Raw genomic sequence first — 24,930 nt, 5'->3', positions numbered from 1 at the left:
TTGATGGTTTGCCGAGGTCTGATGACTAGGAAATGGCCCCTGTCGCGTCAAGCCGTTCCCGGAGTATTCCTCGGTTGCGCTCGTCTGGGCTGCGTGTCATGCTCGTCAAGGCGCACGCGCCTTCAAATTCCCTGACACGAGGAGTCCGATGAATTCTCTCGCCACGCTTCTGGCCAAGGTGCCGCGCACGCTCTCTTCGCGATTGGTCAGCAACGGCATTGCTTGCTGGATTTGCTACCCGCAGGCGCCTTCGGTCAGCTTTTTTCAATCCCTGTCCGACATGGGTGGCTGGTCCCTGGCCGAGGAAAAGACTCAGGTCTTGTGGTTTTTTCCCGATCCGATGGTCATGATCGGCCTGGCCCGGCTGCACAACTGGGCGCGTCTGAACCCCATTGCCGCCGCCGTGACCGTGTTCGAATGCAGCCTGATCGTGGGCGAGGCGTTCGAGCGGTCCTTGTCTGTCAAGGCCGAGCTGAGCAACCTGGAAGTCGGGTTTCCCAAGCGCCTGGTGGTTCGGGTCACGTCCCATTTGCGCGAACTGGGCCGGAGCATGACCGGCGTGTCCTTCAAGCAGAGCCAGAATCTGGATGGTTTGGCCGGAAAATGGTTTGATCTGGAATCCAGTGAACAGCTCACCGTGTCCACGAGCACGAATTGGTTGTGGCTGATCCGTCCCATCGGCACGCGTCAGGACAAGGTTTTTGCCAAGGGATGGCGTTCCTATTTCGAACGCATCGAGCCGCTCCTGACGCAAAACAAGGTCGTGTACCAGCATGGCGAAGACCATGTGCTGATGCTCAAGATTTCTTCCCTGCGCACCTTGGCGCGCCTGATCCTGGAGATAATGACCCTGGTCGGGAGCGCTGACGTGCAGGTGTGGCCTTGCGAGTATCTCATCATGGAACTCGACAGCCATTCCTTCACGCCGGATTTTCCGAAAAAAATGCTGCATGTTTTCGAGGCGTTGGAGTCCGGCGTCCTGTACATGCCCCTGGCCACGATGTTTCAGATCGCGGACCCCCGCCTGACTCCCGTGGAATCACGGTTTTCCATGTCCCGCACCAAGATTTCCGATTTTTTTCAGGTCCAAATTTCCATGGAAGGCGGTACCAAGCGGCATGGCAGCCTGAATATCCTCCTGCCTTCCCCCCTGGTTTCCGGCTCCGAGGCGCCGTGCTTTTATTGCGGCCTGCGTTCGCATCCACCGGTCAAATGTCCGTCGCGGCGACTGCAACCGGCCAATACCATGATCAATTATTTGGATCGGTTCGGTCAGATGGGGCTGGACGCCCTGCCGGGCTTGTTCCAGGCCCTGGACAAGCGCCTGTCCTCGGACCTGCTGCAGGATCTGTCCAATCTGCTCATGGAAAAAGGGGACCTGGCCACGGTCGTCGGGGCCATGTTCGATGTCAACCAGACCTGCCAGTTGCGGATGATGAATTTGGTCTGGCGGGCCAAGGGCAAGCAATGGCCGGATGGCATCCAGGATTTGCGGGATCCGGGGGAGGAACTGATCTGGTCCGCCCTCGACGCCATGCGCATGGGCCACATCGATCGGGCCTCGCAACAGCTCGACCAGTATATTCTCAAGGCGCATAAGAATTACCAGCCGCGGCTGCTGCAGGGATTCATGGCCATGGAGCGCGGCGAGCTGAAGCGGGCGCGTGGTTATTGGGAGGAGGCCGAGGGGCTGACCTACACCCCGTTGCAGCGTTCGTACGTCCAGTTTCTGCAAGGACGGCTGTGCGAGGTGCAGGGCGTGCATCAGGAGGCCGTGGGGCTCTACGGCAAGGCCTTGCGCGAGTCCTCGCGATTTTTGCCGGCTCGTTACCGTCAGGCCGTGTGCCTGATCAAGTCCGGCTTTTTGGCCGAGGCCCAGGGCATGCTGCGGGATTTGATCCAACAGGACCCGGATTTTTTCAGTGTCATGTTGTTGGACCCGGAGCTCGAGGGCGGGCGCACGCTGATTCTGGCCGATCTGTGGGATATTTGGCAGGAGGCGGACCGGACAGCCTCGGAAATCGTCGGTTCCGTCGAGCATCTGCCAGACCTGTTGGACAAGTGGCTGCCGCGCGACCACGACGCGTATCGGGGGTTTGCCGAACGCATTCAGGGATTAAGCATCCACTCCGGTATCGGCAATTACGTGGCCACCGCGAAATTGATCCGTGGTACCCTGATGATCCGCGATGAAATTCAGGCCAGGGTCAAGAAGGATATCAAGGAACTTGGCGCCCAGCGCAAGGTTTTGTTCGACCGCCTGCTGGAAATCCAGCACGAGGCGTCGTGGTTTCCCTTTCCCCGCTTGCTGCATCATTTCAATGAATTGTTCAATCATTGCGGCGAGCAGTTGCAGATGGTCGGCCAGCTGGACCTCTATGTGCCGGATAAATTCCGGCGGGCCCACGAGGCGGTCCGCGCGGCCACCCAGGATCTCAAGAAATTGGAACAGAAGCTGCTTTTTTTGCAAACGGTGCGCAATGCCGTGCTTTTTTCACTGTTGTCCGGAAAGTATCTGCTCTTTTTCGAGGTCATCGCCATCGTGGTGTCGGGGGGCATTTCCTTGGGGTTGATCTATTTTTTCCCCAAGCAGGGGATCATGGGGCGGGATTTGCGTCAGGATAGATGGCTTGTTTTGAATATCTGTCTGATTCTTTTTTCTTTTTTTGCCGTTGTTGGCGCGGCGCTCCGGGCCTCGTCCCAGTTTGAAGCCTACAAGAACCGGATTCTGGACACCAAGGGATAGCCCCTGGGCCCGGCGCGGCCTAGCGTCGCGTGCTTTTCGAGTGTCCGCCGTGCGGTTTGTCCGTGGAGAGTGTCATGCATACCTTGGTCGTCAATCTGACCCGCTTCGGGGATTTGCTCCAGACCCAGCCCGTGCTGAGCGGCCTCAAGGCCGCCGGGCACCGGACCAGTTTGGTGTGTCTGGACACTTTCCAGGGCGCCACGGCCCTGCTGCGGGACCTGGACGCGGTCGTTCCCCTGCCTGGAGCCAGGTTTTTGGCCCTGGTCGATCAGGGGTGGCCCCTGGCCGTGGCCGCCCTGCGGCTATGGAGCGAGCAGTGTCTGCGGACCCATCCCGACCGAATTCTGAATTTGACCCCAACGCTTTCGGCCCGACTGCTGGGCCAGTCCCTGGGCCATGCCGGGGATGGCTTTGGCCTCGACGCCTTTGGATTTGGCCAATATTCTTCGCCATGGGCCGCTTTTCTGCAGGCCGCGTCCAAGCACAGAGGGTGCAGCCCGTTCAATCTGGTCGATCTTTTCCAACGCGTGGCCGGCCTGTCGCCTGGTTCTTTTGCCCTGAAGCGTCCGGATTCCGAGGCCTTGGCGCGGGCCGACGCCCTGCTGGGCGCGGATTCGGACTTGGTGGCTTTCCAGCTCGGGGCCAGCCAGGATTATCGGCGTTGGCCCGTCGATGCCTTTGTCCGCGTCGGGCGGGTGCTGTGGCGGGAGGTGGGTTTGCGCCCTGTTTTGCTGGGGACCGGTGCCGAAGCCCATCTTGGGGAGGCCTTCGGCCACGGCGCCGATTACCCGTTCACGAACCTGATCGGCCGGACAAACATCCCGACACTGGCCGCGGTCCTGACCCGGACGCGCCTTCTGCTGACCAACGATACCGGCACCATGCATCTGGCCGCTGGCCTGGGCGTGCCGGTGGTGGCCATATTCTTGGCCACGGCCCAGCCCTTTGACACCGGACCGTACCAGGTCGGGTCCATCAGCCTGGAGCCGGACATACCCTGTCGTCCGTGCACCTTTGGCCGGCAATGTCCCCACGGTCTGGCCTGCCGCGAGCGGATCGATCCGGAGGCGGTCGGAGCCATGATCGTGGCTTTTGCCCGTTCCGGGCAGTGGACCGCGTCCTCGGAGTTGGGCGCGCGCGTTTGGGTCGCCAAGCGCGACGGACACGGGTTCATGGACCTGGAGGATATCTCGCCAGGCGGCCACGGCGATCGTTCGAGCTGGATTCAGGAGCAGCGTGGAATTTATCGTCAGTTTCTTGACAGAAGTGCCGTCATGGGAATCCCGGCCCCCATCTGGCGACCATCTCCCTTCAAGCGGTCGTTACGGGCTGATCTGGAGCGCGGTCTGCTGTTATTGACCTTGGTCGAGGAACAGGCCCGGCTGCTCATCCGGGGGGCGCCGGAGTCGATTCGGAAGAAATTTCTCGTTAATTGCCAAAATTTTCAGGATTTTTTGGACGCGAGTCGCGGGCTTGGGGTTTTGGGTCCGATGTGGATGTACCAATCCCAGGAGGCCGCCCGGTCCATGGAGGGTTTCGTGGCGTTGTGCGGTCGCTATGGCGCGCTTTTGACCGCGTTTCAAAACTGTCTTGGCATGGATGTTGATTAGTCCTTGGCGTGCGGTAAAAATATCCCAACGTGGAGGACAGGGAAATGATCATAGTCGACGGTCAAAACAGCCTGCTCGAGGTCGCGAATTTTGAGAATCTCGAACAGATTATAGAAAAAGTCATGGAAGACGAGCGCATGCAGCGCAGAGTGGTCACGGACGTGCTCGTCAATAACGAGGCGTTTTCGGAGATTTATCCCCATCAGGCCGAGGACATGGAAACCGCCTCTATCGACCGGGTCGAAATCGTTTCCGTGCCGCTGATCGAGATGGCGCAAAGCATCACGCGGGAACTGTACAAGGTGGTCAGCCTCATGTCCAAGGCGGGCCAGCGGGTGGCGGACAGCTTCCGCATGGCCGACGACGCCCAGGCCCTGGAATTGTACGGGGATCTGATCGAGGTCAACCGGGATTTTCTGGGCATGGTGGGCGTGCTTCGCGGAGAATTCGCCCTGGATTCCTCGGAGGAGTTTGAAAATTCCCTGGCGGATCTGTCCTCGCTTTTCACGGAGATGATCGAGATCCAGGAAAACGAGGACTGGATTTTGCTCGCGGATTTGTTGGAATACGAATACCTGCCGCTGGTGGAAAAAACCAAGACCATCGTGGCCCATCTGCGGGAGTCCTTGAAAGCGGCTCTCAGGAAGGAAACCCATGTCTGATCTTCAAAGCCGGTATGAACACATTGGCGCCCTCGAAAGGCGGGAAGCCGCGTGTCTTGCCCAGAAGGACACCGAGGGTTTGGCGGATGCCCTGGCCCAGCGCGAACAGGCCATTTTCGAGTTCATGGCCGCGGGGTCCCAGGGGCGGGACGATGCCTTCCGGGACAAGCTCGTGCAGATGCAGGCCGTCAACACTCGGCTGCGCAACGAAGCCATGCTGTTGCACAAAGCCCTGAAGGAAGAGTTGCTCAAACTGCGCTCCGAGACCAAACGGATGGGAGGATATCGCGATGGCGCCATCATCACCCCCATCGCGCCCCGGCTGCTCAGCCGGCGGGGTTAAATCACGGCGCGATTCGTTTGATGCGTATTGGTTCGCGAAGCCACACCCCAGGGTGTGGCTTCGTTGTTCATGGCGCGGGGCATGTGTTTCGGAAATCGGCCCAGGCCGTCTGGTCCGAGACGAGAGCGTGCTTGCGGGCCCGGGACAGGGCCTTGAAACGCTTTTCCAGGGACAGGGCCGTGGATTTGGGGCCGATTTCTGTCCAGAAAACCAGTTCCAGGGGCGCCCGGCCACGCAGGTACTTGGCCGCCCTGGGCCCGCCGGATGCATGCTCGGCGAAACGCCGGAGCACGTCCGTGGTCACGCCTGTGTACAGGGTGCCGTCGGCGCAGCGGATCACGTACAGAAACCAGTCCGTCATGGAATCAGGCCGGCAGGGTGTGCAGGACCGAGAAAAAATGCAGGACGCTGCCGGCGATCACGAACAGATGCCAGATGGCGTGGCCATAGGGCAGACGCTTCCAGACGTAGAAGATAACGCCCAGGCTGTAGGCGGCTCCGCCCAGGGCCAGGAAAACGAGGCTCGTGGACGGCAGTTTTTCGACAAGATCCCGCCCTGCCAACAGGCAGAGCCAGCCCATGCCGATGTACACGGCCAGGGACAACCGCTTGAAGCGATACACGCAGCAGCATTTGAGAATCACCCCGGCCACGGCCAATCCCCAGATCACACCGAAGATGGTCCAACCAGTTGGGCCGCGCAGGCTGCCGAGCATGAACGGGGTGTAGGTGCCGGCGATGAGCAGAAAAATGGCGCTGTGGTCCAGGGTTTTGAGGAGGCGTTTGGCCCTGGCCACGGGAATGGCGTGGTAGAGGGTGGACGCCAGGTAGAGCAGGATCAGGGTCGAGCCAAAAATTGAGAAACTGACAATGTGCCAGGCCGTGCCCGAGGACGCGGCCGCGACGATGAGCACCACCAGGGCGGCGATGGACAGCCCCGTGGCGATGGCGTGGGTGATGGCGTTGGCGATTTCCTCGCCAGGCGTGTACCGAGTAATCACGTCTTCCTTGCGCATGTTTCCTCCCGTGTCGAAAACGGTCGATCAGGGTGTCGTGCCTTCTCCGTTCGAATCCCGGTGGAGGTTGTCGACTTCGGTCGCGAAGTCGTTGATCCAGTGGATATGATCCGCCCGGCATTGCAATTCCGAAGACACGCCGTCCCGGAAGACGACCAGTTCGATGCCCTTGCCCTGGACCGAGAGATATTCGACGGCGTCAAGCAGATCGGAATCTCCCGAGGATAAAAGCAGCGTGTCGTAATTGTTCTGGTTGATCAGGGACAACGTGGCGATGGCCACGTCCACGCCTTTCTGGATTTCGTTGAAAACGCGGTGGGTGACATCTCCGGTTTGGTTCTGGCAACGAAGCTGCACTTTTTGGCCGCATTCCTCGCAATAGGCCTTGTCGGCGCGTTGCTGCTTGAGGCTGTAGAATTTGGTGATGATCTTGGGACCAAAGGGCGGCCCGCTGCGCAACCAACGGTGGAAATTGTCCTGGGCGTCGCTGGGTGGATTGGGGGTTGAGTTCAAGTAGTAGGCCCGCCAGATGGGGCCATCCTGCTCCAGGTACTGGCGAAGCTTTAAGTAGCTGAATTCATATCCGCTGCGGACACTATGGCGGGCATTGAACATGTATCCGGCATCAATGAGCCAGAGCTTGCGTTTTTCGGGCATGTATCCTCTGTGGGTTCTCGGGCATCTGTCTTCTAGCACGAAATAAACGTGGGGCCAAATCGTTCTCCTGTCAAACTTTGACCACCAGCGGGCGTGACCAGAAACGTGTTTTCCACGCCGACCATGCCCAGACCCGGGATGCCGATCTTGGGTTCCAGGGCCAGGACCATGTTTTCCTCGAGGGGGCGCTCGAAAGACGGCGCGATCACCGGCCATTCGTCGATGGCCAGGCCGATGCCGTGTCCCAGGAAGCCGACTTTGTTCCGGCCCAGTCCCATGAACCCCTCGCCCAAGTCGTTTTGAAGGGCGATTTTGATGCATTCACGGTACAGGTGCGCCGGTATTGCGCCGGGCTTCAGGTGGCCTGCCAGATAGTCTTGGATTTGTTGGCAGAAATCTTGTGCCACCTCGGCCGCTTCCGGGACGCGCGATTCGTCCTGCCAGTAAATCTGGGTTTTGTCCGTGTGATAGCCTTCCAGACAGAAGCCACAGTCGATGGCCAGGGGTTCGTCTTTTTTCCAGACCTTGCCGGCGTAGCCCAGAAAGGGAAGCACCGGATGGGCTCCGCGCAAGCCCAGGGGCCCATTGAAAACGCTGGGGTAATTGCCCGAATCGCCGGCCGCGACATGGCCGAGGAAAATTTCCTCGCCCGCGTTCTGCATGCGCATCATGCCCTGGTGTCCGTGCCGGTAAAAGGCGTCCCACACAGCCAGGGAGATTTCGCGTTCGGTCATGCCCGGGCGGATGAGGTCGGGCAGGGTGTCGTTCAGGGCCCGGTCGTGCCGGGCTCCGGCCAAGCGCAGTTTGTTTAGTTCCCACTCGGTCTTCACGGCCCGGGTCCAGTTGATGGCCATGTCGCCGGACACGAAGGACACGCCTGGCAGCTTGCTTCGCAGCAGTTCGCCCATGGACCAGGGCAGTCCGGACATTTCCACGGCGACCTCGTCGCCCAGGGGTGCTCCAGCTTCCTTGAGCAGGCCTGGCACCTGGGAGTAGGATTTGTATTCCAGGATCTGGGCCAGGGGCGAATCCAACCGCGATCTTTCCAGGCCTTTGCGGCAGAGCAGAACGGGATCGCCATCGAGAGGCGCCCAGAGCATGCCGTTGGCCCAGGACCCACTCAGGTAATATATGGACAGCCGGGAGAAAACGAGCAGTCCCGAGGCATTGGGGTAGAGTTCGCGCACATGGGCGCGCAGCCGGTCCGCGCGGGCGCGGACTTCGGACAGGGGGAGCTGTTCCAGCGTGGTGAATGTCATTGTGCCGCCTCGCACAGGGTGTAGTCCATGGTCCGGCGCCGAGGGGTGAACCCGGCCCGTTCGACCAGGGTGCGCAGGGCTTTTTCCGGCAGACGGAAATGCACGCCGGTGGCCGCGACCACGTTTTCCTCGATCATGGTCGAGCCGAAATCGTTGGCGCCCCAAAGCAGGGCCAGCTGTCCGACCATGGGGCCCTGGGTGACCCAGGACGCCTGGATATTGTCAATGTTGTCCAGATAGAGGCGGCTTAGCGCCAGAAATTTGAGGTACTCGTGGGACGAGGTTTCGGGCATTTCCATGCGCGTGTTGCGGGGCTGGAAGGTCCAGGGGATAAAGGCCGTGAAGCCGCCGGTGCGGTCCTGAAGTTCGCGCAGGCGTTCCAGATGCTCGATCCGCTGCTCGAAGGTTTCGCCCTGGCCGAACATCATGGTCGCCGTGGTGCGCATCCCCAGCCCGTGGGCCGTTTCCATGACCTGCAGCCATTCATCGGCGGTGCATTTGCGCGGCGAGACACGGGAGCGGACTTCGTTCACCAGGATTTCCGCCCCGCCGCCGGGGATGGAATCCAGGCCGGCGGCGCGTAATTTCGTGATGATTTCGGCCAGGGGACGCCTGGCTTCCTGGCTCATGAACCAGATTTCCGACGGCGAGAACCCGTGCACCGCGACCTGTGGGAAATGGCGTTTCAGGGTAGCCAGAAGGTCCGTGTAATAGGAAAGGGGCAGATCCGGGTTCATGCCGCCCTGAAGCAGGATCTGATAGCCGCCCAGATCCACGGTTTCCTGGACCTTGGCCAGGATGTCCTCGGTGGGCAGGACATAACCGCCGTTCTCGCCCGGACCTCTGAAGAACGCGCAGAATTTGCAGGCCGAAATGCAGATATTGGTGTAATTGATGTTGCGGTCCACGATGTAGGTCACGATTTTTTCCGGATGCATGGTCAGACGGCGTTCGTGGGCCAGTCCGCCCAGGGTGAAGACATCGTGCATGTCCCAGATGTACCGGGCCTCGCCGGGGGTGATTCGGGTAGTCATGGCGTTTCCTTGATAAATCGAAAAAGGTTGCCGTGGTGCTAGCTGGTGGAAGGGCCGACGGTCAAGGGGCGGCGGGATTCGACCCTTGCCAAAGAACATGGCTTGTGCTTCAAGTCTGCCCCACACGCGAGGTACCCATGATTGATTCAGTATTTGATTGTAAAATGTGCGGGCATTGCTGTCAGGGCCGGGGGGGGATTGTCGCTTCCGCGTCGGAATGCGAACGCCTGGCCACGTATCTGGGCCTGTCCGTGGGTGAGTTTTGCGAGGCCTACACCGAGTGGCAGGGCGTGAAGCGGGTGCTGCGCAGCCGTGAAGATGGATTTTGCATTTTTTTCGATCCCGAAAAGGCCTGCACAGTGCATCCTGCCAAGCCGGATGTCTGCCGGGCCTGGCCGTTCTTCCGGGGAAATCTGGTGGACGAGGTCAGTTGGGAATTGGCGCAGGATTATTGCCCCGGCATCCGGGCCGCCAGCGGCCACGCCGAGTTCGCCCGCCAGGGCGTGGCCTATCTGGTCGAGAACGGGCTGACCAAGCAGGGACGACCTGACGAGGCCAACGCCTTGAAAATCGGTGATTTGGTGGATCGGATCTGATGCGTTTGTCCGAATGTTATTCCCTGTTGGAGCTTTCGCCCGGGGCGTCCCTGGATGAGATCAAGACCAGCTACCGCAAGCTGGCGTTCAAGTATCATCCGGATTTAAACCCCGGGGACGCGCGTGCCGCGGCCCGTTTCACCCGCCTCAACGAAGCCTATGTCCTGTTGAAAAAGCATCGGGAATCGACGCCGGGTTCCGGCTCGGCAAAACGCGTCTACAGCGCCGAGACCATCCGCCAGGAAGAAGAAGCCAAGGCTCGGCCTGGCACCGGGCGCAAGCAAAGCGCGTTTTACACGCGGCAGGAAGAGGTGCTCAAGGACATCCTGAACGATCCCTTCGCCAAGCAGGTATTCGAGGATATTTTCAGCAAGCTCAAGCGCGGCGTCGATCCGGCGGACGGGCCTCGAACCGGGGCCACGGCTCACCCCTCCCAGGAAAAGCCCGCCAGGGAGGTTGGCGTGAAATGGGGCGGGCGGTCCGTCAATCTGGACGTGGGCGCGGGGTTGCTTGGCTCCATCAAGGGCTGGGCCGCGCGTCAGCTCGATGACCATCAAACCGTGTACATGCCCGCCCGCAATCTTATTCCGGGCACGACGCTACGCGTCCAGATCAGGCACCGTTTTCAGTCCGCTCCGCGCACCATCGAGGTGGTTCTGCCCATGGATTTCGTGGTTGGCCGGCCGATCCGCCTCAAGGGTCTGGGGCGGCATCTGGGGCCATGGCACGGGGATTTGTATCTGCGTTTGCTGGCAAGGGCCTCGGCCGAGGCATGAAGATTTTATTGCCACGCCCGATGTGACAAAGCCCCGGTTTTTCCGGGGCTTTGCTGTTGGTGCGCTCAGGGAACGCGATGGCGCGGCCGTCGCCGCCGTGTCCAAATCCATCCGTAAATGGCGGCGTTGGTTGCGAGGACCATGGCGGCCAGACCGATTTGGATTTCGCGGGTCAGGCCTTCGGGATAGATCAGGGCCAGGAGGGTGCGGGCCAGGAAGTCGTCGGCCTGGGCGGCGTGGCCAGCTTGGCGCATGAGGGTGTTTTCCAGGTCCGTCAACGGGCAGTACCAACCCGCCGCCTCGACCAGGAATCCCCAGAGCATGGCCGGCAGGTGGGCCCATGCCAGGCGTGGCCAGCGCGCCACGGCGAATCCGCCGAAAATTACCGTGGCAATGAAGATGAGGTGAAGAAGCAAAATCGCGTTGGCGGCGAGATGATACATGGGTCGGGAAAAGCAAGGCGGGGAGAATGGTGTCTCATTCTCCCCGCCTTGCTGGTTGGATGGCTCAGACCTCGAAGAGCATTTCCAGATCCGAGCGGGTCAGGCTCTTCCAGGCAGACTGGCCAGGAATGATGGAATCGGCGATGCCTTTCTTGGACTCTTGAAGTTTCAGGATTTTTTCTTCCACCGTGTTCTCGCAGATCATTTTATAGGAGAACACCTGTCGGGTCTGGCCGATACGGTGCGTGCGGTCCGTGGCCTGGTCTTCCACGGCCGGGTTCCACCACGGATCGTAGTGGATGACGTAGTCGGCCGAGGTCAGGTTGAGGCCCGTGCCGCCGGCCTTGAGCGAGATCAGGAAAATGGGAATCTCGGGCGTGTTGTTGAATTTATCCACCTGATCGAAGCGGTCCTTGGAGGTGCCGTCCAGGTAGCAGAAGGGAATTTCCACCATGTGCAGCCAGTTGCGGATGATATGCAGCATCTGCACGAACTGCGAGAAGACCAGGACCTTGTGGCCGTCGTCGATGATGGACGTGACCAGATCCTTGAACGCCTCGAATTTGCCCGAGGACAGGTTGGTGTTCAGGCCGGGCATGTCGAGCTTCAGGAGCCTTGGATGGCAGCAGATCTGGCGAAGCTTCAAAAGGGCGTCCAAAATGGAGATCTGGCTTTGGCCGATGCCCTTTTCCTCCACGTCCTGCATGACCTGTTCCTTGAGCTTCTTGGCCAGGGCCGCATACAGCTCCATTTGGTCGTCGAGCAGGGCGGAGTAGTAGGTGTTTTCGATTTTTGGTGGCAGGTCCTTGGCCACTTCGTTTTTGGTACGGCGCAGGATGAAGGGTTTGACCCGGGCCTTGAGGTAATTCAGGCTGTCATCGTCGCCGTCCTTGATGGGCTTGACGAAGCCTTTCTGGAAGGCGGCCTGGGAACCCAGGAATCCGGGCATGAGGAATTCAAACAAGGACCACAGCTCAAGCAGCGTGTTTTCAATGGGCGTGCCCGACAGACAGAGCCGGAACCGGGCCTGCATCTTGCGTACACTGCGGGCCGTGATGGTGTTTGGGTTCTTGATGTTCTGGGCTTCGTCCAGGATAACGGCGTTGAATTCAAATTTTGTGAGTTCGTCCAAATCCCGACGCAACAGGGCGTAGGTGGTGATGATCAGTTCCGACGTCTCGATTTTTTTGAACATGTTCTCGCGTCTGGCCCCATAGATGACCAGACGTTTCATGTCCGGCACGAATTTTTGGGCCTCGCGCTCCCAGTTGGGCAGAACCGAGGTCGGGACGATGATCAGATTCGGCCCGCCGTGCCCCTGCTCTTTCATGTATTGGAGAAAGGTCAGGGTCTGGATGGTTTTTCCCAGGCCCATTTCATCGGCCAGGATGCCGCCGAAATGGTACTCGCGCAGGAAGTTCATGTAGCTGACGCCCTGCAACTGATACGGACGCAGGGTGGCGTTGAGCCCCTTGGGCGTGTTGACGGGCTTGATTTCCGTGAAATCGTGGATTTTTTCCCGCAGGGTATCCCAAAATCCGTCGGAGGTGGTTTCGGGAATGTCTTCCAGGATTTTGTCCAGAACCGGGGCTTCGAAGTTCTCGAAGCGTTTCTTGGGCGGTTTTTCCGGATCAAGGCCCAGGGCGATCAGCTTATGCCCAAGTTTTTCCAGCCAGGATTCGGGCAGGCTGGTGTAGGAACCATCCTTGAGCTGGACATAGCGCTTGCCCTGGGTCCAGGCCTTCCAGATTTTGTCGATGGGTACGGAAATGTCGTCGTATTCGACGCTGATCTCCAGGTTGAACCATTTGTCCTCTTCCTGCGTTTCCACGACAGCCACCACGTTGGGAGGGGTCAGGCGCACCTTGTAGCGGGTCAGGTCCTTTTCGCCGAAAACGCGGTAGGCCTCCACCAGCTTGGGGTAGGCATCAAGGAGGAAGGTGATGGCCTCGTCGGGTTCCAGAAACCAGATGGCGTTGCTGCGCGGCTGGAAGTTCATGTCCATGAGGGTGGTCAGCAGAACCTCTTCCTCTTCCTGATCGCGGCGGATGAGGAAGGATTTGCCCTCGAACTGGTAGCTGCCGGTCTGCAAATCCTGGTTCGGGCCAGGCAGGGAGATGTCGCCATGCTCGGTTTCGTAGATGTTCTGGATTTCGAGCGTCAGCAGGCTGCCTTCCTCGTTCAGGAAAAGTTTGGGGTTGTAGGTCGCCGGCACGAAAATGGGTTGCATCCGTTCCAGAAATTCGTCCTGGCCGTGGAGGTCCGAGGCCGGAATTTGGGTCCAGACCCGATCCAGAAATTCCGAGATATCGGCGTGGGGGATGACCGGCGGGTTGAGAACCAGATCCTGGATCAGGCTGGGCCGAAGCCCTGTCTGAACAGGGTAAAAGCTGTGCTTGAGACAGACCCACAGGGGCAACTGGCCGTAAAAGTTTATTTTTTGATTGAGAATGGAGAAGGGCACCTTGCCCTCGCGACCGAGCATGATGTCGAAGGACAGGCCGTCGTCGGTGAAACGGGGGCGCAACTGGAGCCGCATGGGCGTGCTTTCGATGCGTACCGGCTGTTCGGTTTCTTCCCAGAATTGGTAGTACTCGTTTTTGATGGCCCAGAAGAACCAGGTCATGAGCCCAAAGGGAACTTCAACCCGGTGGCCGTAATAGTCCAGGTACTGTCCGATCTGCTCGGCGACGCGGGGCAGCTCCGGAGAAATTTCGCACCAATCGGGATTGCGGGCGATTTGTTCCAGGGTGACGGGATTCTGGACCGTGGACAGGCCGGATTTGTTCTGGCGGGCCCGGAAGAATTCCACCTGCAATCGGCCGGATTCGGCGAAAAAGCGGAAAATCAGGTAGTGGTGGCCCGGTTCCGGCTCCAGGGCCGTGGAGAAAAAATAGCGGAAGCTGTGCTTCCATTCGGATTTCGCGGGTTGCGTTTCGACCTCGTGCTGGACGTCGAAGCGCGAGAGCAGGCCTTGGACCGTGGCCGCCACGTGCCGACAGATGCCGGAAAAGGAATCCTGACAGTTGCAATAGGCATGGACTGTTTCCTGTTCGAGGTTGACGCTCAGTTCGGATGTGTACGTCTGAAAATCATCGCCCTGGATCAGGCCTTCGATATCCCAGGAGTCTTCGTTGCGTCGGACATCGATTTTTTGAATGCCCCCGTCGGCGATAAGATACTGGGCCCCGTCGCGAATATGTTCTGGAATGCTCTCGGACAAAAAGTTTTGCAGGACGCGCTGCACGTGTTCTTCGGAAAAATTAGACATTTCTTGGGTTTATCTCCTGGATCCGCTAGTAACGGATAATATTCTTCAACGTGGCCGGCATGATTGACGTACGTCAAAAACAGCATGGCACAATAGATCCATCTAAACAAATCACGATTCCTTTTCAAGTGGTGGGAAATCTTTTTCGAGGACTTTATGCTGTTTTTCGAAAAACAGTAATTTCCAATAGTTGGTATTCACATCCTACGTTTGGGCCGGGTTTGGCCGGGGCTGGGTTGCGAAAAATGTACGACAAATTTTGGTTTGATCGACTATTTCCCGAGCAAAGAGAAGTTGACTTTTTGGTGGGGCGGGGCCAATTTCAGGCTGGTAAAACCCCACATATCCCTGAAAAAACTGACAAGGCATGGCATGATTCGTATCACCGACATCCTGGACCAGGCGTCCTCGTATCTTCCTGCTTCCGACGTGGCGCTGATTCAGAAGGCCTATGTCTTTTCCGCCGCGGCGCATGCCGGCCAGCTTCGCCTGTCGGGTGAGCCCTATTTGTCCCATCCTCTCGAAGTCAGCCATATCCTTGCGGATCTGCGTTTGGACGCGGCCACCATCGTGGCCGGTCTGCTTCACGACACGGTCGAGGACACGGACGCGAGCATCCAGCAGATCACCGATGAGTTCGGCCCGGAAGTGGCGGCCATCGTGGCCGGCGTGACCAAGATCAGCAAGATGAATTTCGAGTCCAAGGAACAGGCCCAGGCCGAGAATATCCGCAAGATGATCCTGGCCATGGCCGACGATATCCGGGTCATCCTGGTCAAGCTGGCCGACCGTCTGCACAACATTTCCACCCTGGAGTTTCAGAAGGCGCACAAGCAGCGCGCCATTGCCCAGGAAACCATGGGCATCTACGCGCCCCTGGCCAACAGGCTTGGTCTGTATCGAATCAAGGTCCAGCTGGAAAATTTGAGTCTCAAATACCTCAAGCCCGACGTGTACGCCCAGATTTCCGAGGGCATCGTCCGCTCCCAGGAGCAGGGCCAGGCCTATATCGACAAGGTCTGCGCCATGATTCAGAAGGTGCTTGCGGAAAATGACGTGCAGGGGCGGGTCAAGGGCCGCATCAAGCACATCTATTCCATTTACCATAAGATGAAGCAGCGCGGCCTGACCCTGGACCAGATTTTCGACATCATCGCCTTCCGGGTCATCGTCAACAACCTGCGCGAGTGCTACACCGTGCTGGGGCTGGTGCATTCTTTGTGGAAACCCGTGCCGGGCAAGTTCAAGGACTATATTTCCATGCCCAAGGCCAACATGTATCAGAGTCTGCACTCCACGGTCATTGGGCCGGACGGCGAGCGGATCGAAATTCAGATCCGGACCGAGGAAATGCACCAGTTGGCCGAGAACGGCGTGGCCGCGCATTGGGCCTACAAGGAGCGGGGCAGCAAGAAGGTCAAGGACGCGGATCGTTTTGCCTGGCTGCGCCAAATTCTGGATCTGGAGGGCGATCTCAAGGATTCGCGGGAGTTCATGTCATCCCTGAGTCTCGAACTCTTTCAGGACGAGGTCTATGTCTTCACACCCAAGGGACAGGTCAAGGAGCTGCCCGAGGGCGGCACGCCCGTGGATTTCGCCTACGCCATCCATACCGAGATCGGCAACCACTGCTCCGGAGCCAAGGTCAACGGCCGCATCGTGCCGCTCAATACCCCCCTCAAGAACGGCGACACGGTGGAAATTTTCACCGACGCCTCGCGCAGTCCGAGTCGGGATTGGCTCCAATTCGTCAAGTCCGGCAAGGCGAGGTCGCGGATCAAGCACTGGATTGGTACCGAGGAGCGGGAGCGCAGTCTGACCCTGGCCCGGGAACTGCTCGAAAAAGAAGGCCGCCGATTGGGGATCAACACCGCCAAGGTTTTGAAAAGCGGCGAGTTTGAAGCCCTGGCCAAGGAATTCTCCTTCAAGCAGGTCGATGATCTGCTGTCGGCCGTGGGTCACGGCCGGATCACGGCCCGTCAGGTGTTGCGCAAGCTTTTGCCCAAGGAAGAGCAAAAGCCCGAGGAGCGCAAAACCCAGGACCGTCCCGGCGCGACTCCGGCCAAGCCCAAGGATCCTGGCGACGCCATTTCCATCAAGGGCGTGGACGGGGTGCTTATCCGTTACGCCCAATGCTGCAACCCCCTGCCCGGCGATCCGATCATCGGCTACATCAGTCGTGGTCTGGGCGTGACCATTCACACCCAGGATTGCCCCAATGTCGCCAACATGGAGCCGGAGCGTCTGCTGGACGTCAGCTGGGGAGGTCAGGAGGAGGAATCCAAGGTCCTGCCGGCCCGGATCAAGGTCGTCTGCAAGAACCAGCGCGGCGTGCTGGGACAGGTCAGCGGGCTTTTGGCCCGTGAAGGAGTCAACATCGACTCCGGTCAGTTTTCGTCGGGAGTCGATGGCATGTCCGAGCTGGACTTGGTCATCGAGGTCAAGACCACCACCCAGCTCTATTCCGTCATCGACAAGTTGCGCAAACTCGACGCCGTGCACGAGGTTGTCCGCGCCGTGGCCGGGTGAGCGCCGGTTCACGGGTGAACGAGCCGGTCCAGGGCCTGGCGCGCCCAGGTGAAGCCGATTCGTTCCTGCTCCAGACGTAATCGCGGTCGGATGCGGTTGTCGCGCAGATCGTCGTACAGATCCCCCTCCTCGGGCGTCAGCCGGCGCAGGTCCCGCTTGGTCTGCGTGTGTTCCTCCCCCCACTGGGCCTCGAAGGCCATGAGCGTGTCGCGGTCCATCAGAAATGATTGGGCCCAGGGGCACGACAGCCGCAGTTCGTCCAGAATGGCGAAGCCGTGCGTGTCGATGTCGCCCCAATAAAAGACCTGGGCACGTTCCAGGAAATGCAATCCATCCAGCATTTCAAAGCCATACCCGCCTCCAAAAATGACCAAACTGTCCGGCATGGACGGAAAGGCCAGGAAATTGATTTCGTTTTCAGTGATAAAAACCCTGTCCACCCGCCAGGGAACGCGGGCGAAGTGTTCATGGTCCATGGTCAGGTCCGGGGTGCCACCGATGGACAAGGGGCTGTGGGCGGGATCGAGAACGCGGCAGCGGATGCGCCGGGGCTTGTCCAGAAATCCGTGGCGCCTAGCAAAATGGGCGCTTCCCGTGATTGCGTGGTCGATGGCCTCGGGCGGCAGGGCCAGTTCGAGCAGTTCGGCCAGCACGCCCCGGTGGGTCTCGATGAATTTTGTGTCCAGGCCCGGCAGGTCGATGAGGCGTACATAGATGCCGGGGCGCGGATTATGGCGCATCCAGTCCACAAAGGCCAGCAGGCGGGGCCAATCCCCGGCCAGATCCAGGGCGCGCAGGGGGCGTTTGACCAGCCAGGGGCGAAGGGTCGGCAGATGTTCGGTCCGGGCGTGCAGATCGAGGAATCGCGCCGCCTCCCTGGTCTTGCCGATGAGACGGATGGCCGCGTCAGGCGTGTCGATCCACATGGCCTGGGGCAGGGCATTGGTGCCCAGGACGCGGTGGCGGTAGTCCTTGGTTTCCAGCCTGCAATGGGGCATGGCGCGCAGGTCGCGGATCCAGGCCCGGACCTCGTCGAAGCGCGCGGTCAGCTCCTCGCTGCCAGGGCGTTTCAGGGGCAGCCGCAGCGGAAAGGGATGGTCCGCCCCGATCAAACCGGCCAAGATCGTTCCCCGGTCCCAGAGCGCGCGCACCCTGGCGCGGATGTCCGCCGGCGTGGTCCAGGTCATTTGGCCGCCAGCCGGGCCTTTTCCTCCCGGTATTCCTCGATGGTCAGGTTGCGCACCTTGGAGGACCGGCCATCCGCGTTGTGCACGAAGCCGACTCCGGAAATGAACGGTTCGATGACATGGATTTTCTGCAAGGGCGTGACGATGAGCAGTTGCAGGCCGAGTTGCCCGAAAAGCTTCAGACCGTATTGGGCCGATTCGTCCGATCCCCGGCCAAAGGCTTCGTCGATGACCACGAAGCGGAAGGACCGGGACCGGGACGCCCCCCATTCCAGGCCGAACTGATAGGCCAGGCTGGCGGCCAGGATGGTGTAGGCCAGCTTTTCCTTTTGTCCGCCGGATTTGCCACCCGAGTCCGAATAGTGCTCGAATTCGGTGCCGTCTTCCTTCCAGCGCTCGCTGGCCGCGAACAAGAACCAGTTGCGCACGTCCGTGACTTTGTCCCGCCAGCGTTTGTCCAGGTCCGTGGTCCCTTCCCTGCCCTGGAAGCGTTCGATGATGCCCTTGACCTGGAGGAATTTGGATTCGGAATACTGAAGATCCTCGGGGCCGGTCAGGGCGCCGTCGGTGCAGGCCCGCAACTCGCTCTGGAAATCGCGGATGTCGGCGTCGGGCGTGGGTTGGGATTCGAGCACGATGAACCGGCCCGGATTGTAGTCGATCTGGTGCAGGGATTCGTTGATGCGGGCGATACGCTCCTTGATGGTCTCGCGCTCGCGCATCAGCTGGGAGTTGAAATTGGCCACCTCGCGGATGGTGTTTTCATTGAGCAGCTCCTTGAAGCGGGCCTCGAACCGGGGCAGGTCGTCGGCCTGGAGTTGGTCCAGCATGGACCGGAATTCCCCGGCCGACTCCATGGCCGCGTCCGTGTCCTGGGTTTCCAGGGGAAAGGCCGCGCGGTAGGCGCTCATGGCCGTGATGATCTTGTCGCGCAGTCGGGCGATTTTTTTGTGCTCGGCGTCGATGTGGGCCTGCATCCATTCGCGCATGGCCTGTTCGTACCCGGCGCAGGATTCCACTGTCAGCCGGTGTTCGCCCAGGGCCTCCTGGCGCAGGGCGTCCAGACGGGCGAAATACCCGGTCCGGTCCATTGGGGGCGCGGCGTCCACGATGGCCTGGGTCTGGACGCGCAGGGCCTGGGTGTCCGAGAGCCGTTGCTCGGTCTTGGAGCGCGCGTCCTTGTGCTCCTCCAGGGTCGCGTCCAGACTGAGCAGGTCGGCGTGCACCTCGCCAAGCCGCGTGGTCAGGGTTTTGAGCACATCCGAGGCCGATTCCAAGGCCTGTTTTTCCTTCTCCAGCGCGGCCACCTCCATGGCCAGTCCTTGCCAGTCCAGCTCGCGGAATTCGGTGTATTCATCGAGCTTGGACAGGATATTCAGACGTTCCTTGAGCCTGGCCTGCTCGGCCAGGATGGTGGCGACACGTCCGCCCAGCTCGCCGAGTTGGGCTTCAAGGCGGCCCCGCTTGGCCTCCAGGGCCTCGATCTTGGCCGCGTTGGTCCAGCCCAGGACAAACCGGCCGCGATCGTCCAGGCGGTGCCGATCGTCCTTTTCATGGCGTTCGCCCGGAGCCTTGATCTGTCCGGCGCGGGTGATGGCCCGGGTGGCGCGGTGGAACTGGTCCTGGGTGGAGCAGCAGACGATGTTGAAACGATGGGGCAGTTCCCGATCCAGCCAGTCGTAAAAGGGCGAGTCGGTTTTGATGGCCAGTTTGCGGGCCAGACAATCGCGGTCCAGGGTCGGGCGTTCGCCGCGTCCGCCGGGTCGCACCCGGTAATAGACCAGCCGGCCGCGCAGGTGGGTTCGATCGACCCAGGCCGCGACCTCGGCGTAGTGTTTGTCCGGCACCAGCAAGGACAGGCCAAAACCACGCAGGACGCGCTCGGCCGCGCCTTCCCAGTCCCGCTCCTCCTCGCGTACCTGCAACAGTTCGCCGGCATAGGGCATGTCCGCTTCGCGCAGGCCGAGTTCGCGACACATGGCCTGGCGCATGGCCACCTGTTCGGCCGGAATGTTGCTGCGCCGGGCCTTGAGGCTGGCGATTTCGGCGCACAGCACATCGTGTTCGGCCTTGCCCTGGCGCAGGGCCACTTCGTGTTCGGTGCGGTCGTTTTGCAGGCTCGTGTCGCGGTCCGTGGCGGCTTCGGCCAGGGCGGCCAGTTCCTGGCGCTGGCGCGGGAAGGCGGTTTCGTCCGTGGCCGGCGTCTCGCCCAGGGCCCAGATGAGGTCGGCGTACCGCGTGGCCTTGCGCTCGCGGGCCTGACGATCCTGGTTTTTCTTGCGGATTTCCGCGTCCAGCCATTCCAGGCGGTCGCCACCGTTGGCCGCGATGTTGCGCCGCAGATCCCCCTCCTCGGCGCGTAACCCGTCACGACGCTCTTCCAGGCGGGCGATGCGCGCGTTCTGGCGTTCCCAGTCCTCGGCCAGGGAGGTGGCGCGTTTGTCCAGCAGGTCCAGCCTGAGGGTCGCGAACCAGGGGCGCAGGGCTTCGCGGCAGGCCTGTTCGGCCTCGACCCCGGTGGCCAGGGCGGCGTGGCGGTCGCAATCCTCGATCAGGGGGACGAGCATTCCGACCTGGCGCTTGGCCTTGAGAACCGATTCGTGGGCGCGGTTCAGATCCTCGAAATGGTTGATCAGGGCCGTGATGCGCGGTCCCACGTCAAAGGGTTCGAGCATGTGGTTGCGCACGAAATCCGTCAGGTTGCCGACGGATTTCATGGACACGGTTTGGTGGAAAAGCTCCATGGCCTGGTCGTTGTCGATGCCGAAGCGGCGGCGGAACCAGGCCCCGTAGGGCGGGAAGGACTCGAAGGTCTCGACGCCGAGGTTACGTAGTTTTTTGCGCAGGGCGTTTATGTCCGGGCCGAAGCGGGCGAAATCCCCGGCGATGGACAACTCGCCCTCGGCGCCCACATAGACGCGGGCCGGCTGGCCCTGGCGTTCGGTCATCCAGAAAACCTGGGCCAGGGTCACGGTCTGGTCGAAGCCCCGGTTGTGGAACACGCCCAGGATGACCGAGTAGGAATTGGCGTCGCGCAGGGCCACGGGCTTGGACGCGCCGCTGATTTCGTTGCGTTCGGATTTGTAGTACCCCAGCACGTAGGAGCGCAGACTGCGCTCGCGGCTGTCCGCGCCGGCGGCCTTGTTGTAGGCGACGCGTTGGGCCGGGACCAAAAGGGTGGTCACGGCGTCGACCAGGGTCGATTTGCCGGAGCCGATGTCGCCCGTGAGCAGGGTGTTCGTGCCGTTGGCGTCCAGGGTCCAGATCCGGCCGTCAAAAGTACCCCAGTTGTAGACTTCCAGGCGCTCCAGGCGGAATCCGGACAAGGCGCCGTCGCGGCTTTCGGGCAGAAGTTCATTCATGGCCGGTCTCCGGCGTGGCGGTCAGTTGGGCGTGATACGCGGCCAGGCGGGCGTCGAATTCGGCCAGCCACTGGGCATCGACAAAGGCCTTCAGGATGCGTCGGACCTCGAAGGCGCCCTGGCCTCCGGTCTGGTCGCCGCTTTTGAGGCGTCGCAGAAAGCCGAGGTCGATGATCTTATTGATATGGGCGTCGATCTGATCGACCAGGCGTGTTTCGTTGGTGGTCGCGGGCAAAAAGACCCGGATCAGCTCGACGATGTCGTCGCGGGTCAGGACCAACCGGGTATCGCCGCCCGAGGCATCGGACTCGGCCAGTTTCTTGCGCAGCAGGGCCAGCAGCAGGCTGACCGGAAAGGACAGGGGGCGTCTGGCGACGAGCCGTGGCCGTTTGGCGTCGTTGTCCGCGTCATCGTGAAGCCTGGAGCGCAGAAAGGCGTATCCTTCGGCCTCGTCCAGGACCAGTTCCAGGCCGAGCACCGCGACATAGTCGCGGACCCTGGCCTGGAAACGCAGCAGGGCGGCCCAGGCGGGGGCGTCGTTGTCCTCGTAGAGGACGCCTTTCAAAAGGGGCACGACCACCGTGGACAATTCGGTCGGGCGCGTGCCGTGCAAGCTGGGTTCGGTCATGCCTACCTCACGAAGATAACGCGCGGCAGCCGCGCTTGTTTGTCCTGTTCCAGGCCATCGGGAGCGGTGCTTTTCCAGACGATGGTGTCGGTGACGGTGTCATCGACCACGGTTTTGGTGTCGGCCAGTTGCAGATAGGTCAACAATTCCTCCAGGCCGTGTTCCAGCGGTGCCTGGAGACAGAGTTCGGCCAGGGTGACTTGGGGACGGTCCTGCAGGGCGCGGCGGATGTTGGCGAGCAGCCGGCTCTTGTCGATGACCGCGTGGGCGAAGAGGGCCGAGGTATCCAGATCGGCCTGGCCCTGGGCCAGGGCCGTGTCCGCGATGACCAGCTTGGCGGCCGGAGTGTGCAGGGGACGTTCCATGGGCAGGCGGATGTCGGCCCCGAGTTCGGGCATGTCCATCATATCGCCGGTGGGCGGATTTTGGCGCAGATCCAGGGCCTTGGCCTCGATGGCGCGCAGGATGTCCATGATGCGTCGGTTTTCCAGCCAGGCTTGGTCGTCCAGAAAGCGGCGCAACTGCTGGGACAGCTGGGCCACGGTGCGCTGGGTGTGCTCACCGGCCTCCAGCCAGTCGTAGTGGATGCGCCGGGTGCGCGGTTCGGGCCGGAGCTCGGCCACGGGTGGCAGGGTCAGGACCCGGTCGAGCAACGTGGTCAGTTCCTCCTGGCGGCGACTGGACATCAAGAAATCCCAGAAGGCGCGGAAGCTACGGCCCTGGTCCGAATCGGCGATGGCGTCGCGTTCGCCCATGACGTCTTCCAGAAGTTCGCCCTTGGACCCAGCCCATAGGGCGATGCGCTCGCGGACGCGGCGATCCAGGGCGCGGAAGTTTTGCTCCACCTCGCGAAAATCCGTGAGCAGCTCCCTGGCCAGTTGCTGGAACTGCTGGAAACGTTCCTTGAGGGCCGTGTCGTCCAGAAGCGGCACGTCGCCGCCCTGGATGCGGGTGATCTCCACGTCGAGCTCGCGTCGGCGGCGGTGCAGATCGGCCAGGCGGGCGTCGGGATCGGCCTCGCTGCCCTGGCTGATCTGGCGCAGCAGTTCGAACAGTGTCAGGATGCGCGATTCCGTGCCCACGAATTCACGCGCGGTCAGGCTGCCCAGCCAGATGATGGCCTTTTCCGTGTCCGGAGTGAGATCGAAAAACGGTTCGTCGGATCCGGCTTGGTAGAATTTTCGCAACCACCCCTTGTCCGGGCCGGCCCAGTCGTTCAGATAAAACAGGGCGGGTCGGGGGAAGGCGTCGGGTCCGAGCAGGTCGCGCAGGGCGAAGAGTTCATCTTCCAGCATTTCGGCCAGATCGGCCTGGGTCATGAGGCGCGTGTTGGGCGCGATGAAGACCTTGTGCAGAAAGCTGGCCACGAGCGGGGCGTGGTCCGAGCGCAGGAGCCGCCATGCCGGGTGGTCGAGGCGCAAATGGTCGAGAGTGACGTAATCGAGGGTCATGATGTCTTGGGGCTGTTCGCGGGTGCCTGTGTGTTGGACCGCCCGTGCTACTCATGGCCGATGCGCGAGACAAGCAAAATTTGTTTTCCTGATCGATGCCGATGGTCAAAAATTATGCTTGCCATGCTCTGGGTTCGTATCTAAATAGGAATTGTTACCAACAATAACTTCGAAAACAGAATCATAAGGAGCCGAACTAGTGAGCAAGACCCTGGATAATTTGAAAACAGCATTTTCCGGAGAATCCCAGGCCAACCGCAAATATCTGGCTTTCGCCAAGAAAGCAGAGGAAGACGGATTGCCCCAGATCGCCAAGTTGTTCCGGGCCGCGGCCGAGGCGGAAACCATCCATGCCCATGCCCACCTGCGGCTGATGAAGGGCATTGGCTCCACGGCCGAAAATCTGAAGGAAGCCGTGGCCGGAGAGACATACGAATTCAAGTCCATGTATCCGGAAATGATTACTGACGCCCAGGCCGAGGGAGAAAAGGCGGCCGAGCGTTATTTTGGGTTTGCCAATCAGGCCGAGGAATGCCACGCCAATCTGTATGCCAAGGCCGCCGAACAGATGGGCGAGCTGGCTGGCGTTGATTACTACGTCTGTAGTGTATGCGGGCACATCGACGAGGGACAGCCCACGGACAAGTGCCCCATTTGCGGCGCCGCGCCCAAGGCGTACAACCTTGTCGCCTAGTTGGCCCGGAAGCATGAGTCTGGTGGCCGCGTCCTTCCGGGGGCGCGGCCGTTTTTGTATCCTGTCCATCCCGTTGTTTGGTTTCGGGGTTATGGTGTCGGCCCGGGCGGGCCGGGAGGTGGGTATGAAAATCGCGGTGGAGATCACCATTTTCGGGCATCGGTTTTCGGAAGTCGTCGAGTATCCGGGCGTGCCTCGCAATCAGGCCGAGGTCGTGCGCTGGATGATGACCCAGACGGAGTTCAAATGGGTCGATTACGATCACGCGACAACGGAGGACAAACTGCTTTTTGCCCTGGACGAGGATGTCGTGCAGTAAAAAACAGAACTGGCGCGTGAAACAGGCAACGGGCGGGAACAATCCCGCCCGTTTCGCGTTCAGGGATGAAGCGGGCAGCCTTGGCCCAGGCATTCCGGGTTATTGTGCATTTGGGTGCAGACCAGGGGATGATTGGCCACGAGTGGCACCGGCAGGAGCGTTACCGAGAGTTCGGCCGCTTTTTTGAGCGCCAGCCAGCCGTCGCGCTGGCAGCAACGGGCGGCCTTGAAGCGGGCGATGTCCGCCAGGGCGGCCTGCACCGCGCCCTGGACCCGCTTGCGCTCAAGCGCCTTGATGGGCGTGGCGTCCAGAATCAGACTGAAGGCGATACCCACGCCCACGGCCGC

The 24,930-nt window shown here is 60.8% G+C and carries 20 protein-coding genes; 9 read left to right on the top strand and 11 right to left on the bottom strand.

Features of this window, described 5'->3' with window-relative positions; genetic code table 11:
• The first annotated feature begins 148 nt into the window (after positions 1 to 148).
• From EOL86_02355 to EOL86_02340, 4 genes are all read left to right on the top strand, one after another.
• Positions 149 to 2,746, top strand: coding sequence for a tetratricopeptide repeat protein (locus tag EOL86_02355; GenBank protein NCD24425.1), 2,598 nt, complete (start codon positions 149 to 151; stop codon positions 2,744 to 2,746).
• A 74-nt stretch (positions 2,747 to 2,820) separates the two neighbouring features.
• Positions 2,821 to 4,356: a glycosyltransferase family 9 protein gene (locus EOL86_02350; GenBank protein NCD24424.1), complete on the top strand. Its 1,536-nt coding sequence runs from the start codon at positions 2,821 to 2,823 to the stop codon at positions 4,354 to 4,356.
• A gap of 44 nt (positions 4,357 to 4,400) precedes the next feature.
• Entirely contained in the window at positions 4,401 to 5,018 is a 618-nt protein-coding gene (locus tag EOL86_02345) for a hypothetical protein (protein ID NCD24423.1), read from the top strand.
• Positions 5,011 to 5,361 (top strand): hypothetical protein, encoded by a 351-nt coding sequence (locus tag EOL86_02340; protein ID NCD24422.1) that lies wholly within the window; start codon positions 5,011 to 5,013, stop codon positions 5,359 to 5,361. The genes EOL86_02345 and EOL86_02340 overlap by 8 nt, the downstream gene beginning before the upstream one ends.
• A 67-nt stretch (positions 5,362 to 5,428) precedes the next feature.
• On the opposite strand, the gene EOL86_02335 is transcribed toward EOL86_02340, so the two are convergent.
• The 5 genes from EOL86_02335 to mqnC are packed head-to-tail and all read right to left on the bottom strand — an operon-like array spanning position 5,429 to position 9,327.
• On the bottom strand, positions 5,429 to 5,722 hold the full coding sequence (locus EOL86_02335; protein NCD24421.1) for a GIY-YIG nuclease family protein: 294 nt from the start codon (positions 5,720 to 5,722) through the stop codon (positions 5,429 to 5,431).
• Positions 5,723 to 5,726: 4 nt separating this feature from the next.
• Positions 5,727 to 6,377: a hemolysin III family protein gene (locus tag EOL86_02330; protein NCD24420.1), complete on the bottom strand. Its 651-nt coding sequence runs from the start codon at positions 6,375 to 6,377 to the stop codon at positions 5,727 to 5,729.
• Positions 6,378 to 6,404: 27 nt separating this feature from the next.
• Positions 6,405 to 7,034, bottom strand: a complete 630-nt coding sequence (locus EOL86_02325) for an NYN domain-containing protein (protein ID NCD24419.1) — start codon at positions 7,032 to 7,034, stop codon at positions 6,405 to 6,407.
• Between the two features lie 32 nt (positions 7,035 to 7,066).
• Positions 7,067 to 8,293 carry an aminopeptidase P family protein gene (locus EOL86_02320; protein ID NCD24418.1) on the bottom strand — a complete coding sequence of 409 codons (1,227 nt, stop codon included), beginning with the start codon at positions 8,291 to 8,293 and terminating at the stop codon, positions 7,067 to 7,069.
• On the bottom strand, positions 8,290 to 9,327 hold the full coding sequence (mqnC, locus tag EOL86_02315; GenBank protein ID NCD24417.1) for a dehypoxanthine futalosine cyclase: 1,038 nt from the start codon (positions 9,325 to 9,327) through the stop codon (positions 8,290 to 8,292). The genes EOL86_02320 and mqnC overlap by 4 nt, the downstream gene beginning before the upstream one ends.
• Before the next feature lie 137 nt (positions 9,328 to 9,464).
• Between mqnC and EOL86_02310 the strand changes: the two genes are divergently transcribed.
• On the top strand, positions 9,465 to 9,923 hold the full coding sequence (locus tag EOL86_02310; protein NCD24416.1) for a YkgJ family cysteine cluster protein: 459 nt from the start codon (positions 9,465 to 9,467) through the stop codon (positions 9,921 to 9,923).
• A complete protein-coding gene (locus EOL86_02305) occupies positions 9,923 to 10,699 on the top strand; it encodes a molecular chaperone DnaJ (protein NCD24415.1) in 777 nt (258 codons plus the stop codon). The genes EOL86_02310 and EOL86_02305 overlap by 1 nt, the downstream gene beginning before the upstream one ends.
• Positions 10,700 to 10,764: 65 nt before the next feature.
• Here EOL86_02305 and EOL86_02300 read toward each other — a convergent pair whose 3' ends face one another.
• Positions 10,765 to 11,142 carry a DUF2784 domain-containing protein gene (locus EOL86_02300; protein ID NCD24414.1) on the bottom strand — a complete coding sequence of 126 codons (378 nt, stop codon included), beginning with the start codon at positions 11,140 to 11,142 and terminating at the stop codon, positions 10,765 to 10,767.
• Positions 11,143 to 11,206: 64 nt separating this feature from the next.
• Positions 11,207 to 14,413 (bottom strand): DEAD/DEAH box helicase, encoded by a 3,207-nt coding sequence (locus tag EOL86_02295; protein NCD24413.1) that lies wholly within the window; start codon positions 14,411 to 14,413, stop codon positions 11,207 to 11,209.
• 372 nt (positions 14,414 to 14,785) lie between these two features.
• Between EOL86_02295 and EOL86_02290 the strand changes: the two genes are divergently transcribed.
• Positions 14,786 to 16,942 carry a bifunctional (p)ppGpp synthetase/guanosine-3',5'-bis(diphosphate) 3'-pyrophosphohydrolase gene (locus EOL86_02290; GenBank protein NCD24412.1) on the top strand — a complete coding sequence of 719 codons (2,157 nt, stop codon included), beginning with the start codon at positions 14,786 to 14,788 and terminating at the stop codon, positions 16,940 to 16,942.
• Between the two features lie 8 nt (positions 16,943 to 16,950).
• On the opposite strand, the gene EOL86_02285 is transcribed toward EOL86_02290, so the two are convergent.
• Genes EOL86_02285 through EOL86_02270 form a run of 4 tightly spaced genes read right to left on the bottom strand, consistent with a single transcriptional unit; the run spans position 16,951 to position 23,570 of the window.
• On the bottom strand, positions 16,951 to 18,129 hold the full coding sequence (locus EOL86_02285; GenBank protein ID NCD24411.1) for a hypothetical protein: 1,179 nt from the start codon (positions 18,127 to 18,129) through the stop codon (positions 16,951 to 16,953).
• A complete protein-coding gene (locus EOL86_02280) occupies positions 18,126 to 21,491 on the bottom strand; it encodes an ATP-dependent exonuclease SbcCD, C subunit-like protein (protein ID NCD24410.1) in 3,366 nt (1,121 codons plus the stop codon). Before EOL86_02280 ends, EOL86_02285 begins: the two co-directional genes overlap by 4 nt.
• Positions 21,484 to 22,119, bottom strand: coding sequence for a DUF4194 domain-containing protein (locus EOL86_02275; GenBank protein NCD24409.1), 636 nt, complete (start codon positions 22,117 to 22,119; stop codon positions 21,484 to 21,486). The genes EOL86_02280 and EOL86_02275 overlap by 8 nt, the downstream gene beginning before the upstream one ends.
• A 2-nt stretch (positions 22,120 to 22,121) precedes the next feature.
• Positions 22,122 to 23,570, bottom strand: coding sequence for a DUF3375 domain-containing protein (locus tag EOL86_02270; protein ID NCD24408.1), 1,449 nt, complete (start codon positions 23,568 to 23,570; stop codon positions 22,122 to 22,124).
• 199 nt (positions 23,571 to 23,769) lie between these two features.
• On the opposite strand from EOL86_02270, the gene EOL86_02265 reads away from it, so the two are divergent.
• Both EOL86_02265 and EOL86_02260 read left to right on the top strand, forming a co-directional pair.
• Positions 23,770 to 24,264: a rubrerythrin family protein gene (locus tag EOL86_02265; protein ID NCD24407.1), complete on the top strand. Its 495-nt coding sequence runs from the start codon at positions 23,770 to 23,772 to the stop codon at positions 24,262 to 24,264.
• A 124-nt stretch (positions 24,265 to 24,388) separates the two neighbouring features.
• Positions 24,389 to 24,583 (top strand): hypothetical protein, encoded by a 195-nt coding sequence (locus tag EOL86_02260; GenBank protein NCD24406.1) that lies wholly within the window; start codon positions 24,389 to 24,391, stop codon positions 24,581 to 24,583.
• Positions 24,584 to 24,930: the final 347 nt, after the last annotated feature.

The organism is Deltaproteobacteria bacterium, from assembly GCA_009930495.1.
Classification (GTDB): Bacteria; Desulfobacterota; Desulfovibrionia; order Desulfovibrionales; family Desulfomicrobiaceae; genus Desulfomicrobium.
This window is presented reverse-complemented; position numbering and strand designations above follow the sequence as displayed.